General features: G+C 46.7%; 22 protein-coding genes (1 of these 22 cut by a window edge). 2 read left to right on the top strand and 20 right to left on the bottom strand.

Annotated elements, in window-relative coordinates:
- A protein-coding gene (locus tag PP175_RS01820; RefSeq protein WP_272441196.1) for a stage II sporulation protein M crosses the window boundary here: on the bottom strand, nt 1–330 show its 5' end (the start). 333 nt of this gene lie to the left of the window's left edge; the window shows 330 of its 663 coding nt (coding positions 1–330); its start codon is at nt 328–330; its stop codon lies off the left edge, out of view.
- Between the two features lie 141 nt (nt 331–471).
- Here PP175_RS01820 and pdaB point away from each other — a divergent pair, with 141 nt between their 5' ends.
- Both pdaB and gerD read left to right on the top strand, forming a co-directional pair.
- A complete protein-coding gene (gene pdaB, locus PP175_RS01815) occupies nt 472–1,230 on the top strand; it encodes a polysaccharide deacetylase family sporulation protein PdaB (RefSeq protein ID WP_272441195.1) in 759 nt (252 codons plus the stop codon).
- Between the two features lie 313 nt (nt 1,231–1,543).
- Complete coding sequence (gene gerD, locus PP175_RS01810) at nt 1,544–2,413, top strand: spore germination lipoprotein GerD (protein ID WP_272441194.1); 870 nt, start codon at nt 1,544–1,546, stop codon at nt 2,411–2,413.
- Between the two features lie 77 nt (nt 2,414–2,490).
- Here gerD and PP175_RS01805 read toward each other — a convergent pair whose 3' ends face one another.
- The 19 genes from PP175_RS01805 to rplO all read right to left on the bottom strand — a co-directional run bounded on the left by PP175_RS01805 (nt 2,491) and on the right by rplO (nt 15,792).
- A complete protein-coding gene (locus PP175_RS01805; protein ID WP_272441193.1) occupies nt 2,491–3,609 on the bottom strand; it encodes an Mrp/NBP35 family ATP-binding protein in 1,119 nt (372 codons plus the stop codon).
- Between the two features lie 71 nt (nt 3,610–3,680).
- A complete protein-coding gene (gene cwlD, locus PP175_RS01800; protein ID WP_272441192.1) occupies nt 3,681–4,394 on the bottom strand; it encodes an N-acetylmuramoyl-L-alanine amidase CwlD in 714 nt (237 codons plus the stop codon).
- 111 nt (nt 4,395–4,505) lie between these two features.
- A complete protein-coding gene (locus tag PP175_RS01795; protein ID WP_272441191.1) occupies nt 4,506–4,946 on the bottom strand; it encodes a DUF2521 family protein in 441 nt (146 codons plus the stop codon).
- 250 nt (nt 4,947–5,196) lie between these two features.
- Nucleotides 5,197–5,589, bottom strand: coding sequence for a 30S ribosomal protein S9 (rpsI, locus tag PP175_RS01790; RefSeq protein WP_272441190.1), 393 nt, complete (start codon nt 5,587–5,589; stop codon nt 5,197–5,199).
- Nucleotides 5,590–5,607: 18 nt separating this feature from the next.
- Nucleotides 5,608–6,045, bottom strand: a complete 438-nt coding sequence (gene rplM, locus PP175_RS01785; protein WP_272441189.1) for a 50S ribosomal protein L13 — start codon at nt 6,043–6,045, stop codon at nt 5,608–5,610.
- A gap of 185 nt (nt 6,046–6,230) precedes the next feature.
- Nucleotides 6,231–7,046, bottom strand: coding sequence for a tRNA pseudouridine(38-40) synthase TruA (truA, locus tag PP175_RS01780; protein ID WP_272441188.1), 816 nt, complete (start codon nt 7,044–7,046; stop codon nt 6,231–6,233).
- 32 nt (nt 7,047–7,078) lie between these two features.
- Entirely contained in the window at nt 7,079–7,888 is an 810-nt protein-coding gene (locus PP175_RS01775) for an energy-coupling factor transporter transmembrane component T family protein (RefSeq protein WP_272441187.1), read from the bottom strand.
- A complete protein-coding gene (locus PP175_RS01770; RefSeq protein ID WP_272441186.1) occupies nt 7,885–8,775 on the bottom strand; it encodes an energy-coupling factor transporter ATPase in 891 nt (296 codons plus the stop codon). Before PP175_RS01770 ends, PP175_RS01775 begins: the two co-directional genes overlap by 4 nt.
- Nucleotides 8,751–9,605 carry an energy-coupling factor transporter ATPase gene (locus PP175_RS01765; RefSeq protein ID WP_272441185.1) on the bottom strand — a complete coding sequence of 285 codons (855 nt, stop codon included), beginning with the start codon at nt 9,603–9,605 and terminating at the stop codon, nt 8,751–8,753. The genes PP175_RS01770 and PP175_RS01765 overlap by 25 nt, the downstream gene beginning before the upstream one ends.
- An 82-nt stretch (nt 9,606–9,687) precedes the next feature.
- On the bottom strand, nt 9,688–10,050 hold the full coding sequence (gene rplQ / locus PP175_RS01760) for a 50S ribosomal protein L17 (protein WP_272441184.1): 363 nt from the start codon (nt 10,048–10,050) through the stop codon (nt 9,688–9,690).
- Between the two features lie 46 nt (nt 10,051–10,096).
- The gene (locus tag PP175_RS01755) at nt 10,097–11,041 is read right to left on the bottom strand and encodes a DNA-directed RNA polymerase subunit alpha (RefSeq protein ID WP_272441183.1); all 945 of its coding nucleotides are present in this window, start codon (nt 11,039–11,041) and stop codon (nt 10,097–10,099) included.
- A 248-nt stretch (nt 11,042–11,289) separates the two neighbouring features.
- Complete coding sequence (rpsK, locus tag PP175_RS01750; RefSeq protein ID WP_272441182.1) at nt 11,290–11,694, bottom strand: 30S ribosomal protein S11; 405 nt, start codon at nt 11,692–11,694, stop codon at nt 11,290–11,292.
- A gap of 9 nt (nt 11,695–11,703) precedes the next feature.
- Complete coding sequence (rpsM, locus tag PP175_RS01745; RefSeq protein WP_272441181.1) at nt 11,704–12,072, bottom strand: 30S ribosomal protein S13; 369 nt, start codon at nt 12,070–12,072, stop codon at nt 11,704–11,706.
- A 22-nt stretch (nt 12,073–12,094) separates the two neighbouring features.
- Nucleotides 12,095–12,208, bottom strand: a complete 114-nt coding sequence (gene rpmJ, locus PP175_RS01740) for a 50S ribosomal protein L36 (protein WP_272441180.1) — start codon at nt 12,206–12,208, stop codon at nt 12,095–12,097.
- 86 nt (nt 12,209–12,294) lie between these two features.
- Entirely contained in the window at nt 12,295–12,513 is a 219-nt protein-coding gene (gene infA / locus PP175_RS01735; RefSeq protein WP_003322635.1) for a translation initiation factor IF-1, read from the bottom strand.
- 112 nt (nt 12,514–12,625) lie between these two features.
- Nucleotides 12,626–13,372 carry a type I methionyl aminopeptidase gene (gene map / locus PP175_RS01730; RefSeq protein ID WP_272441179.1) on the bottom strand — a complete coding sequence of 249 codons (747 nt, stop codon included), beginning with the start codon at nt 13,370–13,372 and terminating at the stop codon, nt 12,626–12,628.
- Complete coding sequence (locus tag PP175_RS01725) at nt 13,372–14,022, bottom strand: adenylate kinase (protein ID WP_272441178.1); 651 nt, start codon at nt 14,020–14,022, stop codon at nt 13,372–13,374. Before PP175_RS01725 ends, map begins: the two co-directional genes overlap by 1 nt.
- A gap of 40 nt (nt 14,023–14,062) precedes the next feature.
- Nucleotides 14,063–15,352 (bottom strand): preprotein translocase subunit SecY, encoded by a 1,290-nt coding sequence (gene secY, locus PP175_RS01720; protein WP_272441177.1) that lies wholly within the window; start codon nt 15,350–15,352, stop codon nt 14,063–14,065.
- Nucleotides 15,352–15,792 (bottom strand): 50S ribosomal protein L15, encoded by a 441-nt coding sequence (rplO, locus tag PP175_RS01715; protein WP_272441176.1) that lies wholly within the window; start codon nt 15,790–15,792, stop codon nt 15,352–15,354. The genes secY and rplO overlap by 1 nt, the downstream gene beginning before the upstream one ends.

The following is a 15,792-nucleotide window of genomic DNA, read 5'->3' as shown; positions in this document are numbered from 1 at the left end:
GGCATAAACCCTTAAAAGGAAACCAAGTATTATTCCGTTTACAAGCAGGCCAAATGCCGGATAGATGCCAAACAAAAAGATGCCGAGTCCAAGCATGCTTACAGCCGCCATTAAGTTATTTTTAAAAAGTACCCAGAATGTATACAGGGGGCTTTGTACGTGTTCAATATCCCTCGCAATGCGGTCAATTCCCCTGAACAGATTGCTCGCGATATGTTTAATGATATCTGCACTGACGTAACCGATCAGCACCCCTATTACCATTAAAGCAAAACCTAAGCTGATATATCCTTTATTATCCCGAATAATGCCGCCCAATCTTTTTAGCATCCGCCTATCTTTTCCCCTTTCCGCCTCACTCCTCTTAAGATGATACCACAATTTCTTGTATATGCACCGCCAGACAAGTCATATCTCGTCCCTGTCCGCATACATATTTAGTGGACAACACTTAACCGGGGGGTGTAAGCATTGTTTTGGATATTTAACGCCAGACGTCTTAAACAGTATCTTATTATCTTTACTGCCGCATTATTCGCTGTCGGAATTGGCTGGGCCGAACGGGAAAATATTACAATCTTTACGACAGGAAAAACAGGCCCGGCCGCATTTTACAAAGCTGATACTCAGGAAAAGAAGCTTGCTCTTACCTTTGATATCAGTTGGGGCGAACAGCGTACAGGCCCCATTCTCGATATACTTGAGAAAAAAGGCGTTAAAAAAGCGACCTTTTTCCTTTCTGGACCATGGAGCGAAACACATCCGCAAATCGTGCAGCGCATCAAAGACCTGGGTTATGAAATCGGATCTCACGGACAGAAACATGTTAACTACAGCGGGCTCAGTGACGAGGAAATTAAAACCCAAATCGGAAAAGCGGACGAAATTCTAAAAAAGATTACCGGTTCTTCACCTAAACTTATTCGTACTCCCAATGGGGACTTTGACAAGCGTGTACTGCGGATTGCAGACTCCATGGGTTACAGCGTTATCCAGTGGGACACGGATTCAAAGGATTGGTTAAATCCCGGTACCGACCAAATCGTACAGAATGTCATGAACAAGGCACATCCTGGTGACGTGATTTTGCTGCATGCGAGTGATACCTGCCAGCAAACGCACCTGGCGCTTCCAACCATTATTGATCAACTGCGGGCTAAAGGGTACCAGTTCGTCTCTGTTTCAGAATTGATGTCCGGTACGAATACCAGTACAAAAGAAATTCAATAGAGAAAACCGAGGGTAGCCAGGCGACAGACACCGGTGAGAGCCTTAGTATCCTTTTTAGAAAGTCAGCATGTCTTATGTGCGTAATAAATGCCCGGATCGCTTTTGGCGCGGTCGGGTTTTTTGCTATCCACAGCTTCAGAAGCACGATCGGCCATTACGGAAGAGAAAACGAACCAACATCGCCCAATTAATTGCCTTCTAGCTGCCGCAATAGGTGCGGTAAAACCCAGATTTTTGAAGCCATCACTGCGGATAAACATACAACCCCTTTCACACTCTATAGGTAACTCACAGCATGAAAGGTGGTCAGTTCATGTCTATCCACAAAAGATTAGGTCATTTATATAAAATATGCGCTATTTCACTCCTGGCCGTCGGATGCGGCACTGCGGGTGGCGGCACACAATCTGCCAGTCCAGATTACAGAGAAATGAAACCCATGGTAGTCGATATCTTGAAAACATCCGAAGGAAAGCAGGCCATCCATGAAGCTATGCAGAGTCCTGGTGGAGGTGCTAATAAAGGCGGCATGTCAGCAAAAGGGATGTCTTCTGGTGGCGGTGGTGGCGGCGGTGGCGGCGGTGGCGGCGACCAGGACGGCTCTCAGGGTGGTGGAAGCGACGAGGGAAGCAGCGGCGGCGGTGGAAAAGGTGGCAGCCAGGGTGGCGGTGGCGGCGGTTCTTTAGGCGGTCAATCCGGTGGTATGGGAATTAGTTCCACGGATGCCCAGATGCAGATCCAGCAGCTGATGGCAGATCCCAAATTTGCATCGACCTATGCAAAGTCCATGAAGGATGAAAACAAAAAAATGTTAAGAGTTCTGCTGAAGGATCCTGAGTATCAGCGTATGATGATGGAAGTTATGCGAGATCCGGAATTTGAAAAAACTCTTCTTGAGACAATGAAAAGCCCAGCATACCGTCAGCAGACCATGTCTGTTATGAAGGAGTCATTACAGAGTCCAATGTTTCAGGCAGATATGGTTAACCTTATCCATAAATCCCAACAGCAGATGTTAAAGCCTCAGCCTGCTTTAACCCAGCAAACCGAGGGTGCCGGTGGCGGTAAAGGCGGTAAGGGTAAGGGTGAAGGCAAAGGCGGCGGTAAAGGTGGCAAAGGCGGCGGTAAAGGCGGTAAGGGTAAGGGTGGAGGCAAAGGCGGCAGCCAGGGCGGCGGAGGGTAAATAAGTTCCTTTAGGATAAAAAATTAAAAACCCTGCTTTCCTTTGTGGAGGCAGGGTTAACTTTTACCGTTTTATGATTATACGAGCACGCTGCACTTCTTGTCGACTTCCCGTGCAAGATCCATGTAAACTTTACCGATTGTTTCATTCTCCTGATAAACAGAAGGGCCATAGCGCTCCTCATCACGCATGGGCTCAGGCTGACCGATTGGAATTTGGGCAAGAACTTGTGTACTTAACTGTTCAGCTAGCTTATTTCCGCCACCGCTGCCAAAAATCGGATCCTTCTCGCCATCCTTCGTGACATAGTAAGACATATTTTCTACTACCCCAAGGATTTCATGGTTCGTCTTAATCGCCATAGCTCCGGCTCTGGCGGCTACGAATGCTGCTGTGGGGTGCGGGGTGGTAACAATAATTTCTTTGCTGTGCGGAATCATCTGGTGCACATCGAGTGCCACATCACCGGTTCCAGGGGGTAAATCGAGAATCATATAATCTAACTTGTCCCAGTGAACTTCACTGAAGAAGTTGCGGAGCATTTTGCCAAGCATAGGACCGCGCCAGATAATCGGTGAATTGTCTTCCACGAAGAATCCCATTGATACCACTTTCACACCGAACCGCTGAACAGGCATGATGGTATTGCCAACGATACTTGGACGCTGGGTAATCCCCATCATGTCCGGAACGCTAAAACCGTAAATATCGGCGTCGATCACTCCGACTTTTTTGCCAAGGCGGGCCAACGCGACTGCAAGGTTGACCGTTACAGTTGATTTACCCACCCCGCCTTTACCGCTCGTAATTGCGATAAATTTTGTCTTAGATTCAGGGCCAAGAATAGGTGAAATGCTGCTTAAGCCAGCGCCATGACCTTGAACCGCGCCACCAGCCTCTGCACTTCCCGGGTTTTCACCCCGTATAATTGCCGACACGTTCGCTCGTTCTTCATCCGTCATCGTTCCGAAGCGGACAACTACTTGTTCTGCTCCCAGCGCTTTAATGGCGTTTTCCACATCTTCCTGAATTTTAACTTTAAGCGGGCAGCCTGAAATGGTAAGAATAACATCAAGCTCCACTCTATTATTCTCAATCTTAATGTTGCGAACCATTCCCAGCTCAACAACACTTCGATGTATTTCCGGATCTTCTACATCTTTTAACGCTTCCAACACTTTCTCTTCTGTAATCATCCATTTCACCTCTTTAGCAATATGCGGTGCCTCTTGCCATATTATATCATGCCAGTATCCTTCCACTCCACCTATTGGGCAGTCTGTACTCTTTCTCCCGAATAAAAGCGTAGGATTCCCTGATAAATCGCGTTGGCCATTTGTTTCTGGTACTTTGTGTCGGCCAGGAGACCCGCCTCTGTTTCATTTGAGAGAAATCCGACTTCGACCAACACAGCCGGGACTTGCGCGGTGCGCAGGATATATATATCATTCTTCTTTTTTGCTTCTCTGTCTGTGTTATTCATCACACGTCGAATTTCATTTTGAATAAGCTGTGCACAGCGTCCGGATTCTTCGATGGCCGGGTTGTAAAAAGTCTGCGCCCCGGACCACTTTGGAGAAGGTATCGCATTTAAATGAACGCTTACCAGGAGGTCAGCATGGCTTTCTTTAACAAGTCTGGCCCGCTTTAAGAGGTCTTCTGTTTTTCTCCTGCTGAGGCCCTTCGTCCCCGGGCTGGCCAGATCGTTATCCTCTTCTCGTGTCATAATCACAAGTGCTCCCGCTTGCTGTAAAAAATCACGCGTGTAAAGGGCGATCGGGAGTGTTACTTTCTTTTCTACAAGTCCTTGTTTACTTACAGCTCCCCCATCCGGTCCGCCATGACCCGCATCAAGTACAATAATTTTGCCTGATAACGGCAGAGACCACACTGACCATGATTCATCAATCGGAATCTTGTATGTAAACAAAGCAACAAGTGCGCATAAAGCGGCGATCCAGGCGAATGCCTTTCGCTTCATCCGTACCTCCCCTTCCTGCATTGAGACTACGATAAACCATATGGTACAGCCTCTCTAATTATGCCTTGTAGAAAAGAAAATGCGGACTTCCCTTGGGAAAGTCCGCAATTATTATAGTAAACGCAGCTTGCGTAGCTTTTGGCCATAAGTAAATCCCTTGCGAAACCACTTGGCCGCCAGGTCTTCTGCTATGATTGAGATAGAATACGCATCCCACTCCCCTAAATACCGGTTTATGTGGAACTCTGCAGCAAGTGTGCAGAGTTTATCAAAAAAGATCCCCGATACGCTCTGTTCGATTTCTTCCTCCGTACGCTTCAGCCGATATTGTTTGCTCGCCTGCGCACCCAGATAAAAAAACTCCGAAAGAACCTCAAGCAAATACTGTTCAACCGTATACCGCTGGAGCAGTGTCATATGGCCAACGGAGTGGCTCACAATGGACCGGTAATAATCTTTTACTTCTTCCCGGTCAATCCCATGAACCACCCTTTCCTTAAGCAACTCGACCTTATTTTGTGACCACTGTTCGAAAGAAACGATGTTATCCATTTGATCACCTTTGCTCTGTGCTGGCATCCTATTTCATGTGTTCCCGTTTCGCAAAAGATCCATACACGGAGAAAAAACACCGCAAGCACTAAAACTGTCGGTGGTTCATTATGTACTCCGACGCCTAAAACGAGGGAATCTACATTGAGCTATGCCTTATGGTGAAAATTATTTTCGTGGTCAAAAGCTTTTTTCAAAAATAAAAAAGACCCCCAACCAAAATGGTTGAGAGCCTTTGAAACGTTGATAATTAACGTTTTGAGAACTGTGGTGCACGACGAGCGGCTTTAAGACCGTATTTTTTACGTTCTTTCATACGCGGATCGCGAGTTAAGAAGCCAGCAGATTTGAGAGCCGGACGCAGTTCAGCATCAGCTTCAAGAAGAGCGCGAGCTACACCATGACGGATTGCACCGGCTTGACCTGTAGTACCTCCGCCATTTACGTTAACATGCACATCGTATTTGCCTTCGAGTTCAGTAAGAACGAGCGGCTGTTTTACGATAAGCTTAAGAGTTTCTAGACCAAAGTATTCGTCCATTGGACGTTTGTTAATAAGAATTTGGCCATCGCCTGGTACGAGACGTACGCGAGCAATAGAATTCTTACGACGACCTGTTCCGTAGTATTGTACTTGTGCCACGAATATATCCTCCTTTTATTACCCGCGAAGTTCCCATTTTTCAGGTTGCTGCGCTTGGTGCGGATGTTCAGTTCCAGCGTATACGTTTAACTTTGTTGCTAATTTACGACCGAGACGGTTTTTTGGAAGCATGCCCTTAATAGCCAGCTCCAGAACGCGTTCAGGTTTTGTTGCAAGCATCTGGCCTGCAGTCGTTACGCGAAGACCACCCTGGTAACCGGAATGACGGTAGTATTTCTTGTCAGACAATTTTTTACCAGTGAAAACTACTTTGTCAGCATTAATAATAACTACAAAATCTCCAGTATCAACGTGCGGTGTATATTCAGGCTTTAACTTACCGCGAAGAATTGAAGCAACTTCACTGGCAAGACGGCCAACAGTTTGACCTTCAGCATCAACTACATACCATTTACGCTCTACTTCGTTTGGCTTAGCGATGTATGTCGTGCGCATTACTTTCCCTCCTAAGGTGAATACAATTTCCAATTAAAATTCAACTTCGTTCCGATAAACCATATATTTTAAAAACCACAAGTTTCGGGGCTAGTGGGTATTTAAAATACCAAAGAATATATTACTATACAGGCCATACAGAGTCAAGAAAAAAATCACACACCAGGTCACGTTGACACAACCTCTCACAGGCGGCGCTTTTCTTTTTCCTTTATGCGTATATCGTCTGGTTCCGCGTATTGAATGTCCCATAAATAGAGTCCGTGCGCAGGCGCATTTACCTTCTTAATTAAGGCGTCTTTAGCATCCAGCATTCGTTTAACATTGTCTACCTGCATTCGCCCTTTCCCCACCTCGAGAAGGGCACCTGTCATCATGCGGACCATGTTATACAGGAAGCCGCTGCCGCGGTAGGCCAGCCAGATATCCCGCCCCTGAGCCGGCAATGCAGTGTCGCGCAGCGTCTCCTCGATTCGTATCTCATAAACTGTGCGCACGCGATCGCCCGTTCTGGTGCGGATTGAGCTAAAAGAAGTAAAATCATGGGTACCTGTCAAATAAGAGGCAGCCATTCGCATTTTCTCTAGATCAAGCGGACTTCTCACATGGCAGGCCCAGTCCCTGAGAAACGGATCCGCTACTCTCTGGTTCAGCACCCGGTAGCGATACGTTTTCTCAATGACATGATAACGAGCATGAAAAGACTGGGGTACATCCAGAGCCTCCAGGATGACAATATCATCTGGCAAAAAGGTATTGATCGCAAGCGGGAGACGATCAGCGGGAATGCTGTGAGACGTACAAAAGTGCGCTACCTGCATCCGGGCATGGACACCTGAGTCCGTTCTGCCCGAAGCTACAAGTACAGCCTCATGACCGAGAATCCTGGCCAGAACCTTTTCAATTTCCTCCTGAATACTGGGACCATTCTTCTGGCGCTGCAGTCCATAGTAAGCGGTACCCTGATAGCTAAATGTGAGTTTAATTTTTCGCCATTGCATACGATCTGCAGCCTTTCCTTGTTGTTCTTTATTTAAACAGCGATTCGAAGATACATCAGAATGCCGCTCAGGATAATGAGAATCAGGATCAACCCTGTATCGCTGGTCTTCCACACAAGCTTGCGATATTTGGTCCGTCCTTCTCCCCCGCGGTAGCCTCTGGCCTCCATTGCAAGGGCCAAATCCTCTGCCCGGCGGAAAGACTGCACAAACAAAGGAACAATGAGCGGCACAATGCCCATCACTCGCTTGCCAATAGAACCGCTTGAAAAAGAGGCGCCACGCGATATTTGCGCCTTCGCGATCTTTTCTGTTTCCTCCAGCAGCGTCGGGATAAACCGCAGTGAAATTGACATCATCAATGCCAGTTCATGTGCGGGGAAACCAAAGCGATTCAATGGGGAGAAAAGACTTTCCAGGCCGTCCGTCAACTGGATAGGTGATGTGGTCAGCGTTAGAATCGATGCAATCACCATTAGGAGTATAATACGCGCAGAAACAACAGAGGCTTCTTGCACACCCTGCATGTGGATCTCGATAAAACGCCACGAAAATAATAGAGGGCCCTGCTGATTAGTCAGAACCTGAACCAGAATGGTAAGCACGATAAACCATAAAGCAGGTTTGAGCCCTTTTAACACATACATAATCGAAAGGCGTGAAAGAAGAATCCCAATCAGGCAGACAGCGGTCACAATTAGGAAAGAGAGCAGTGAACCAGCTAAAAAAATAAGGATAATAAAGACAAAGGCAAATACAAGCTTAGCCCTGGGGTCCAACCGGTGTATCGGAGAATGGCCTGCAATATACTGGCCTATTGGGATATTCCCGAGTAAACTCATCTCCCCTCTCCTCCTTTCCTCATGCGGCGTGAAAGCTCGTCCACCAGCACGGCCGTGTCAAAAATATCATGAGGAATAGGGGACAAATCCGGCCGTACAGCCGCCTGCATTTCATTAAACCGCATAATAAACCGGGTGATTTCCGGCAGTTCAAGCCCCGCTTGCTGAATTCGTACCGGGTCTTTGAATACTTCCCCCGGTGTTCCTTCCATCCACACGGTTCCTTCATTCATCACATACAGGTAGTCGGCGTAGTGTGCTGCATCTTCCATACTATGCGTAACAAGGATCGTTGTGCGCTTTTCTTCTCGGTGAATCCTGGTGACCATTTCCAGAATCTCGTGATGTCCGGACGGATCAAGTCCAGCGGTGGGTTCATCCAAAACGAGAATTTTTGGATTCATCACAAGCACCCCCGCCAGCGCAACACGCCTCATCTGGCCGCCGCTTAAGGCAAAAGGAGACTTATCAGCGTATTCTGCCACGTCTAGCCCAACCAGCCCCAGCGCCTCTCTCACCCGTGCAGAAATAAGTTCCTGAGGGACATTCATGTTCTTCAAGCCAAAAGCTACATCTTTTGCGACCGACTCCTCAAACAGCTGGTACTCTGGATACTGAAAAGCAAGGCCCACCTGCTGGCGCAGCCGCTGAAGTCCTTTCTGCCTTTTGACAGGCAGCTTAAAATCCCCCACCTGAAGCGTACCCTCTGTCGGCTGCAGCAGGCCATTAAGCAGCTGAATAAGAGTTGACTTGCCGGAGCCTGTATGGCCAATAATGGCAATATAGCTGCCATAAGGAATGTGAAGCGAAACATTTTTTAAAGCCCGGTGTTCAAACGGAGTGCCTTTTCCATATGTATAGCCTACTTGATTAAGCTGGATGTCCATATCGCTTGCAGCACCCCTTCTGAAGTAGTCTCATAGCCTGGCAGTCGAATTCCGATTGCCCCCAGGCGAAACTTCAGATCGCATGCAAAAGGAACATCAAGGCCAAGCTTACGAAGCCAATCAACCTGCTGATAGAGGACCTCTGGCGTTCCCTCTCCCACAATCTGCCCCTGATCCATTACGACAATACGATCGCTGTTTAACGTCTCTTCTAAGTAGTGTGTGATCTGTATGACCGTCATACCAAGGATCTGGTTCATTTTCCTGACTACCTCCAACACCTCAGCGCGGCCGCGTGGATCGAGCATGGCGGTGGCTTCATCCAACACAAGAATGTCCGGTTCAATGGCCAACATGCCGGCGATAGCCACGCGCTGCTTCTGGCCGCCAGACAGCTTGTTCGGTTCATGAAAACGAAAATCCGTCATATCTACTTTTTCCAAAGCATCCAGGATACGCCCTTCCATTTCATCCTGTGGAACACCCCTATTCTCCAGGCCAAACGCAATATCATCTTCGACTGTTGGCGCAACAAACTGATTGTCGGGATTTTGAAAAACCATGCCAACTTTTTCACGTATATTCCAGATGTGTGATTCATCCGTTGTCTGATAGCCATTTACTTCTACAGTTCCGGAAACAGGCAGCAGCAGGCCATTCAGCATTTTAGCAAGTGTAGATTTCCCTGAGCCGTTATGGCCGATTATTGAAAGAAATTCCCCTCGTTCAACGTGAAGCGAAACTCCCTTTACAGCCAGGTTCTCCGGATGGGCAGGGTCATAGCCGAATGCGGCATTATTCATGCTTACTATACTTTTTGCACCGCTCATACGATCACAACCTATCTCACAAACCTTTTTATACACAAAAAAAGGGTGATTCCCTCACCCTTTCTTGCGTCAATGCATGCAATTAAACTAACTCAATGTATACCATTGGAGCGCCGTCGCCGCGACGAGGCCCAATTTTCAAGATGCGCGTGTATCCGCCTTGACGCTCAGAGAAGCGAGGTGCAAGCGTATCAAATAATTTTTGAATTGCATCCTGATTCGTTTCCTTATCAGCTACTTCTTTACGCACAAAAGCGGCTACTTGACGACGAGCGTGCAGGTCACCGCGTTTAGCCAAAGTAATCATCTTTTCAGCAATTGAACGAAGTTCTTTTGCTTTAGATTCAGTCGTTTCAATGCGCTCATTGATAATAAGGTCTGTAACCAGATCGCGGAACAGCGCCTTACGAGCACTTGTATTACGGCCTAATTTAGATTGTGCCATTTGAATTTCCCTCCTTTAGACCCTTAAGTTGTAACGTTTCTGTATACTAATCGTCTTTACGCAGACCAAGGCCAAGTTCTTCCAGCTTCTCCTGAACTTCTTCAAGAGACTTGCGGCCAAGATTGCGCACCTTCATCATATCTTCTTCTGTTTTTTGCGTGAGTTCCTGCACCGTATTGATACCGGCACGCTTCAGGCAGTTGTAAGAACGAACGGAAAGATCAAGTTCTTCGATGGTCATCTCAAGCACTTTTTCTTTCTTATCTTCTTCCTTCTCCACCATGATTTCTGCTTCCTTGGCTTCATCGGTAAGACCAACAAATAAATTAAGATGTTCGGTCATAATTTTGGCGCCAAGGCTTACCGCTTCCTCAGGGCGAATGCTTCCATCCGTCCAAACTTCCAGCGTCAGCTTGTCATAGTTTGTAACCTGTCCCACACGCGTATTCTCTACCTGATAGTTTACACGGCTAATCGGTGTGTAAATCGAATCAATCGGGATAACGCCGATAGGCAAATCACCCGTCTTGTTCGCATCAGCTGAAACATAGCCTCTTCCTCGATTCGCAGACATGCGGATGTGAAGGCGTGCATCGTCCTCTAACGTAGCAATGTGTAACTCCGGATTAAGAATCTCCACATCGCTATCCGCACGGATGTCAGCAGCTGTAACAGGTCCGCCACCCTCTGCATCGATTTCAAGCACTTTCTCTTCGTCCGAATGGATTTTGAGAGAAAGAGTTTTTAAATTTAAGATGATCTGGGTAGTATCTTCTACAACGCCTTCGACCGTGGAGAACTCATGAAGAACACCATCGATTTGGACGCTGGTAACAGCTGCACCCGGAAGTGAAGAGAGGAGGATTCGACGCAAGGAGTTGCCCAGAGTCGTACCGTATCCTCTTTCCAGAGGTTCAACCACAAATTTACCATAAGTAGAGTCTTCGTTAACTTCTACCACTTCGATCTTTGGCTTTTCTATTTCGATCATCAATCAAACCCTCCTTCAAAACGTCGAAAATTCCGGACGGGTCATAGGGTCCACGACCGGAATTCCCCATAGGCGGTTACCACTGATACTTAAGGCATACGTAAGCCCCGGGGTCCCGTCTAGCAACCTTCAACCCGAAAGCTGCATCTATCTGTTCCCTTAATGACCGCACGTAAAGCGTGTCAGTACCTTAGTATTGCCATGTGTATAACTTCTTAAACTGCTAGTTTATGCAAATTTACACTAAATTATACACGACGACGTTTTGGAGGACGGCATCCATTGTGAGGAATAGGAGTTACATCTTTGATCATGTTAACTTCTAATCCAGTGGCCTGGAGAGAACGGATAGCGGCTTCACGGCCGGATCCTGGTCCTTTAACCAGAACTTCAACAGATTTCATACCATGTTCCATTGATGCTTTAGCAGCTTGTTCAGCAGCCATTTGAGCAGCAAACGGAGTGCTCTTACGAGAACCTCTAAATCCAAGCCCACCAGCACTTGCCCAAGAAATTGTATTTCCATGGGGATCCGTTATAGTAACGATGGTGTTATTAAACGTAGAGCGAATATGCGCGATACCAGTTTCAACGTTTTTACGGTCACGGCGACGAGTACGAGTCGCAGCTACTTTTCTTTTCGCCAACTTCATTTACCCCCTTTACTTCTTCTTATTAGCAACGGTACGACGTGGACCTTTGCGTGTACGAGCATTTGTTTTTGTGCGCTGTCCGCGAACCGGAAGCCCACGACGGTGACGAACGCCACGGAAAGAGCCGATTTCAATCAGGCGTTTAATGTTAAGAGATACTTCACGGCGAAGATCCCCTTCAACCTTGATAGTTTTGTCGATGTACTCGCGAAGCTTAGCTGCTTCATCTTCGGTCAGATCGCGAACACGAGTATTCTCATCGATACCAGTCTCACTCAGAATTTTATTAGCAGTGGAACGTCCAATGCCAAAAATATACGTTAACGCGACAACTACGCGTTTATCACGAGGTAAGTCGACTCCCGCAATACGTGCCATATTTCGTGCACCTCCTTATAAATTAGCCTTGTCTTTGTTTATGTTTCGGGTTTTCACAGATTACCATGATCTTGCCTTTGCGGCGAATGATTTTACATTTCTCGCAAATAGCCTTCACAGATGGTCTTACTTTCATTTGGATAACCTCCTGTCATCTTCTAGAGAATAGAAAATATTAGAGGTTGGAGGTTCGCTGCACCTCTAACTTCTTGTTTTCTAACTCTATTTATAGCGATATGTGATTCGCCCGCGGGTCAAATCGTAAGGCGATAATTCGACAGTTACTTTGTCCCCTGGCAGAATTCGAATAAAGTGCATACGAATCTTTCCAGAAACATGTGCGAGTACTTTATGCCCGTTCTCCAGCTCTACACGGAACATCGCGTTCGGTAGAGGTTCAATAACGGTACCTTCAACTTCGATTACATCTTCTTTAGCCATGAAGGTTATTCTCCTTTCTCCAGCACTTCAGCTTTTTTTAAAAATAGCTGGTCGAACGTGAGTCCCACCCGCTATCATAACACAAAGCCCTATCAAATGAAAAGAGCCGGTGCTACACTTTGGTGAGTATATCGTAGCCGTTCTCAGTAACAACAATCGTATGTTCAAAGTGAGCGCACATCGAACCGTCTACTGTTACAACCGTCCAACGGTCTTCCAGTGTTCTGACGTGGCGGCTTCCCGCATTCACCATCGGTTCAATCGCAAAAACCATTCCCGGTTTTAGCCGCGGCCCACGGCCTGGAGGTCCAAAGTTTGGAATTTGTGGGTCCTCATGTAAGTTTCGACCAATTCCATGCCCCACATACTCTCTAACAATAGAAAACCCCGCATTTTCGACATGAACCTGAATAGCATGTGAGATATCGGTAAGCCGTGCATCCGGTTCCGCCATCCTGAGCCCCTCGTAAAGAGATTGTTCCGTGACATTCAGCAGCCGCTGATTGTCCGGTGCAATCTTCCCGATGCCATAGGTCCAGGCTGAATCTCCGTGATACCCATCTACCTCAGCCCCAATATCGAGGCTGATAATATCTCCGTCTTTTAATTTGCGGTTACCTGGAATGCCGTGAACGAGTTCTTCGTTGACTGAGGTACAAATACTACCTGTAAAGCCTCCGTAACCTTTGAAAGAAGGTTTAGCTCCATGCTTTCGTATGAAGCGATCTGCGATCCCATCCAATTCTTTTGTAGTAACACCTGCACGGAGCGCTTTTTTAAGCTCCTTATGGGTCAAAGCAACAATTCGCCCGGCCTCTCGCATGATGTCAATCTCAGCTTTGGATTTGCAAATGATCATTAAGATTGACCTCTTAACAACTTTGCAATATCTTCAAATACTAAGTTTATATCCTGTTGTCCGTTAATGTTACGGAGCAAACCTTTTTCATCGTAGTATTTTAAAAGCGGCGCAGATTGTTCGATGTTTACATCGAGACGAGTCGCAACGGTTTCCTCATTATCATCGCTCCGCTGGTACAGTTCTCCCCCGCATTTATCACAAACGCCTTCCTGCGCGGGCGGATTAAACACAACATGATAGGTTGAGCCGCAGCTTTTACAGATGCGTCTGCCTGTCAAGCGATCCAGCAGAATGCTGCGATCAACATCGATATTGATAACATGGTCAATTGTTCGGCCCAGATCCTTCAACGTAGCATCTAGTGCTTCAGCCTGGGGCAGGGTACGTGGGAATCCATCCAACATAAATCCCTTCTCACAGTCAGGCTTCGCCAGGCGTTCCTTTACAATTCCGATTACAACTTCATCCGGAACAAGTTTTCCTTCATCCATATAGGATTTAGCTTGTAATCCCATCGCGGTTTCTTCCCGGATGGCTGCGCGGAACATATCCCCTGTCGAAATGTGCGGAATCATGAATTCCTCAACGATTCGCTCTCCTTGTGTTCCTTTTCCAGCTCCCGGCAATCCCATTAAGATAATATTCATCTCTACCCCTCCATACGTCGATCAAATGAACAGCTGAGTATTACTTAATAAAACCTTTGTAATGTCGTTTTACTAACTGGCTTTCAATTTGCTTCATGGTATCCAACGCAACACCGATAACAATGAGCAGCGAGGTGCCGCCGATTTGAATCGATTGTGGAAGCTGACCTGCAGCTGTAAAAATCATTGGAAGTACAGATACAGCGGCCAAGAAAATTGAACCTGCTAAAGTAATCCGATTTAAGGTTCTGATAATATACTGAGCTGTTTCTTTGCCCGGACGTATACCAGGAATGTATCCACCGTTCTTTTTCATATTGTCTGACATCTGCTCCGGATTCATCTGTACGAATGTATAGAAGTACGAGAATGCGATAATCAGTATGACATACAATACCATCCCAGTCGGCGATCGGTAATCAAAGATTTTCTGAATCCAAATTGCAACCGGATTGGTGCTCCAGAACTGAGCGATAGTAGGCGGGAATACAATCAAGGACATGGCAAAGATGACGGGAATTACTCCAGCCGTATTCACTTTCAAAGGAATATGCGTGGATTGGCCACCATACATTTTTCTGCCGACTACCCTTTTAGCGTATTGAACCGGCACTTTACGAATGCCCTGCTGGACATAAATGACGGCAATTACGATGAGAATCACGGCAATGAGAAGGCCGAGCATTTTTACAATGCCCATAAACACATCTGATTGGCCTGTAAACTCTGTTGCGTAAATGTTTCGGACTCCATTCGGGATTGCAGCTACGATACCCGCAAAGATAATAATTGAAATTCCGTTCCCGACGCCCTTCTCGGTAATCTGCTCACCAAGCCACATCAGGAAAGCCGTTCCTGCGGTCAGAACGATAGCAATCATCGCATAGGTCGTAAAACTTGGATTAATAACCAAACCATTGAGGGTCCGGTTAAATCCTATTGACAAACCTACTGCCTGAATCAAGCCAAGTATAATCGTTCCGTAACGAGTATACTGGGCAATTTTCCGGCGGCCGATATCGCCCTCTTTAGCCCACTGGGTGAATTTCGGAACAACATCCATGGATAAGAGCTGCATAATAATCGAGGCGGTGATGTAAGGCATAATCCCCATAGACAGAATAGAGAAGTGCTGCAAAGCACCGCCCGAAAATGTATTGATAAACCCGAACAAATTATTGGACTTGGAAAGATTCTGCAGTACGGATACGTTAATACCCGGTACTGGTATGAAACTTCCAATTCGAAAGACGACAAGCATCAAAAGGGTAAAAATAACCTTTCGACGCAAGTCGGCAATCTTAAAAACATTGGCGATGGAGCTAAACATCAAATCACCTCGGTTTTTCCGCCTGCAGCTTCGATTTTCTCAACAGCTGATTGAGAAAACTTCTGGGCTTGAACCGTTAACTTAACGTTTACTTCTCCATTTCCTAAGATCTTTACGCCATCGCGTACATTTTTAATAACGCCAGTTGCAAGAAGCAATTCAGGTGTTACAACTGTATCAGCTTCGAATTCGTTTAGGCGATCAAGGCCTACAATCGCATATTCCTTGCGAGTAGGATTTGTAAAGCCGCGTTTTGGCAAACGACGATACAGCGGGTTTTGACCACCTTCAAAGCCAGGACGTACACCGCCGCCTGAACGGGCATTTTGTCCTTTATGGCCGCGACCGGCAGTTTTGCCGTTGCCGGAACCAATGCCGCGTCCTACGCGTTTGCGGGTGTGACGTGAGCCTTCGGCTGGTTGAATTTCGTGTAATTTCAT

This window comes from Aneurinibacillus sp. Ricciae_BoGa-3 (assembly GCF_028421645.1).
In the GTDB taxonomy this organism is placed as follows: domain Bacteria; phylum Bacillota; class Bacilli; order Aneurinibacillales; family Aneurinibacillaceae; genus Aneurinibacillus_B.
Note: the sequence above shows the minus strand (reverse complement) of the source record. Positions and strands in the feature narration are given on the sequence as shown.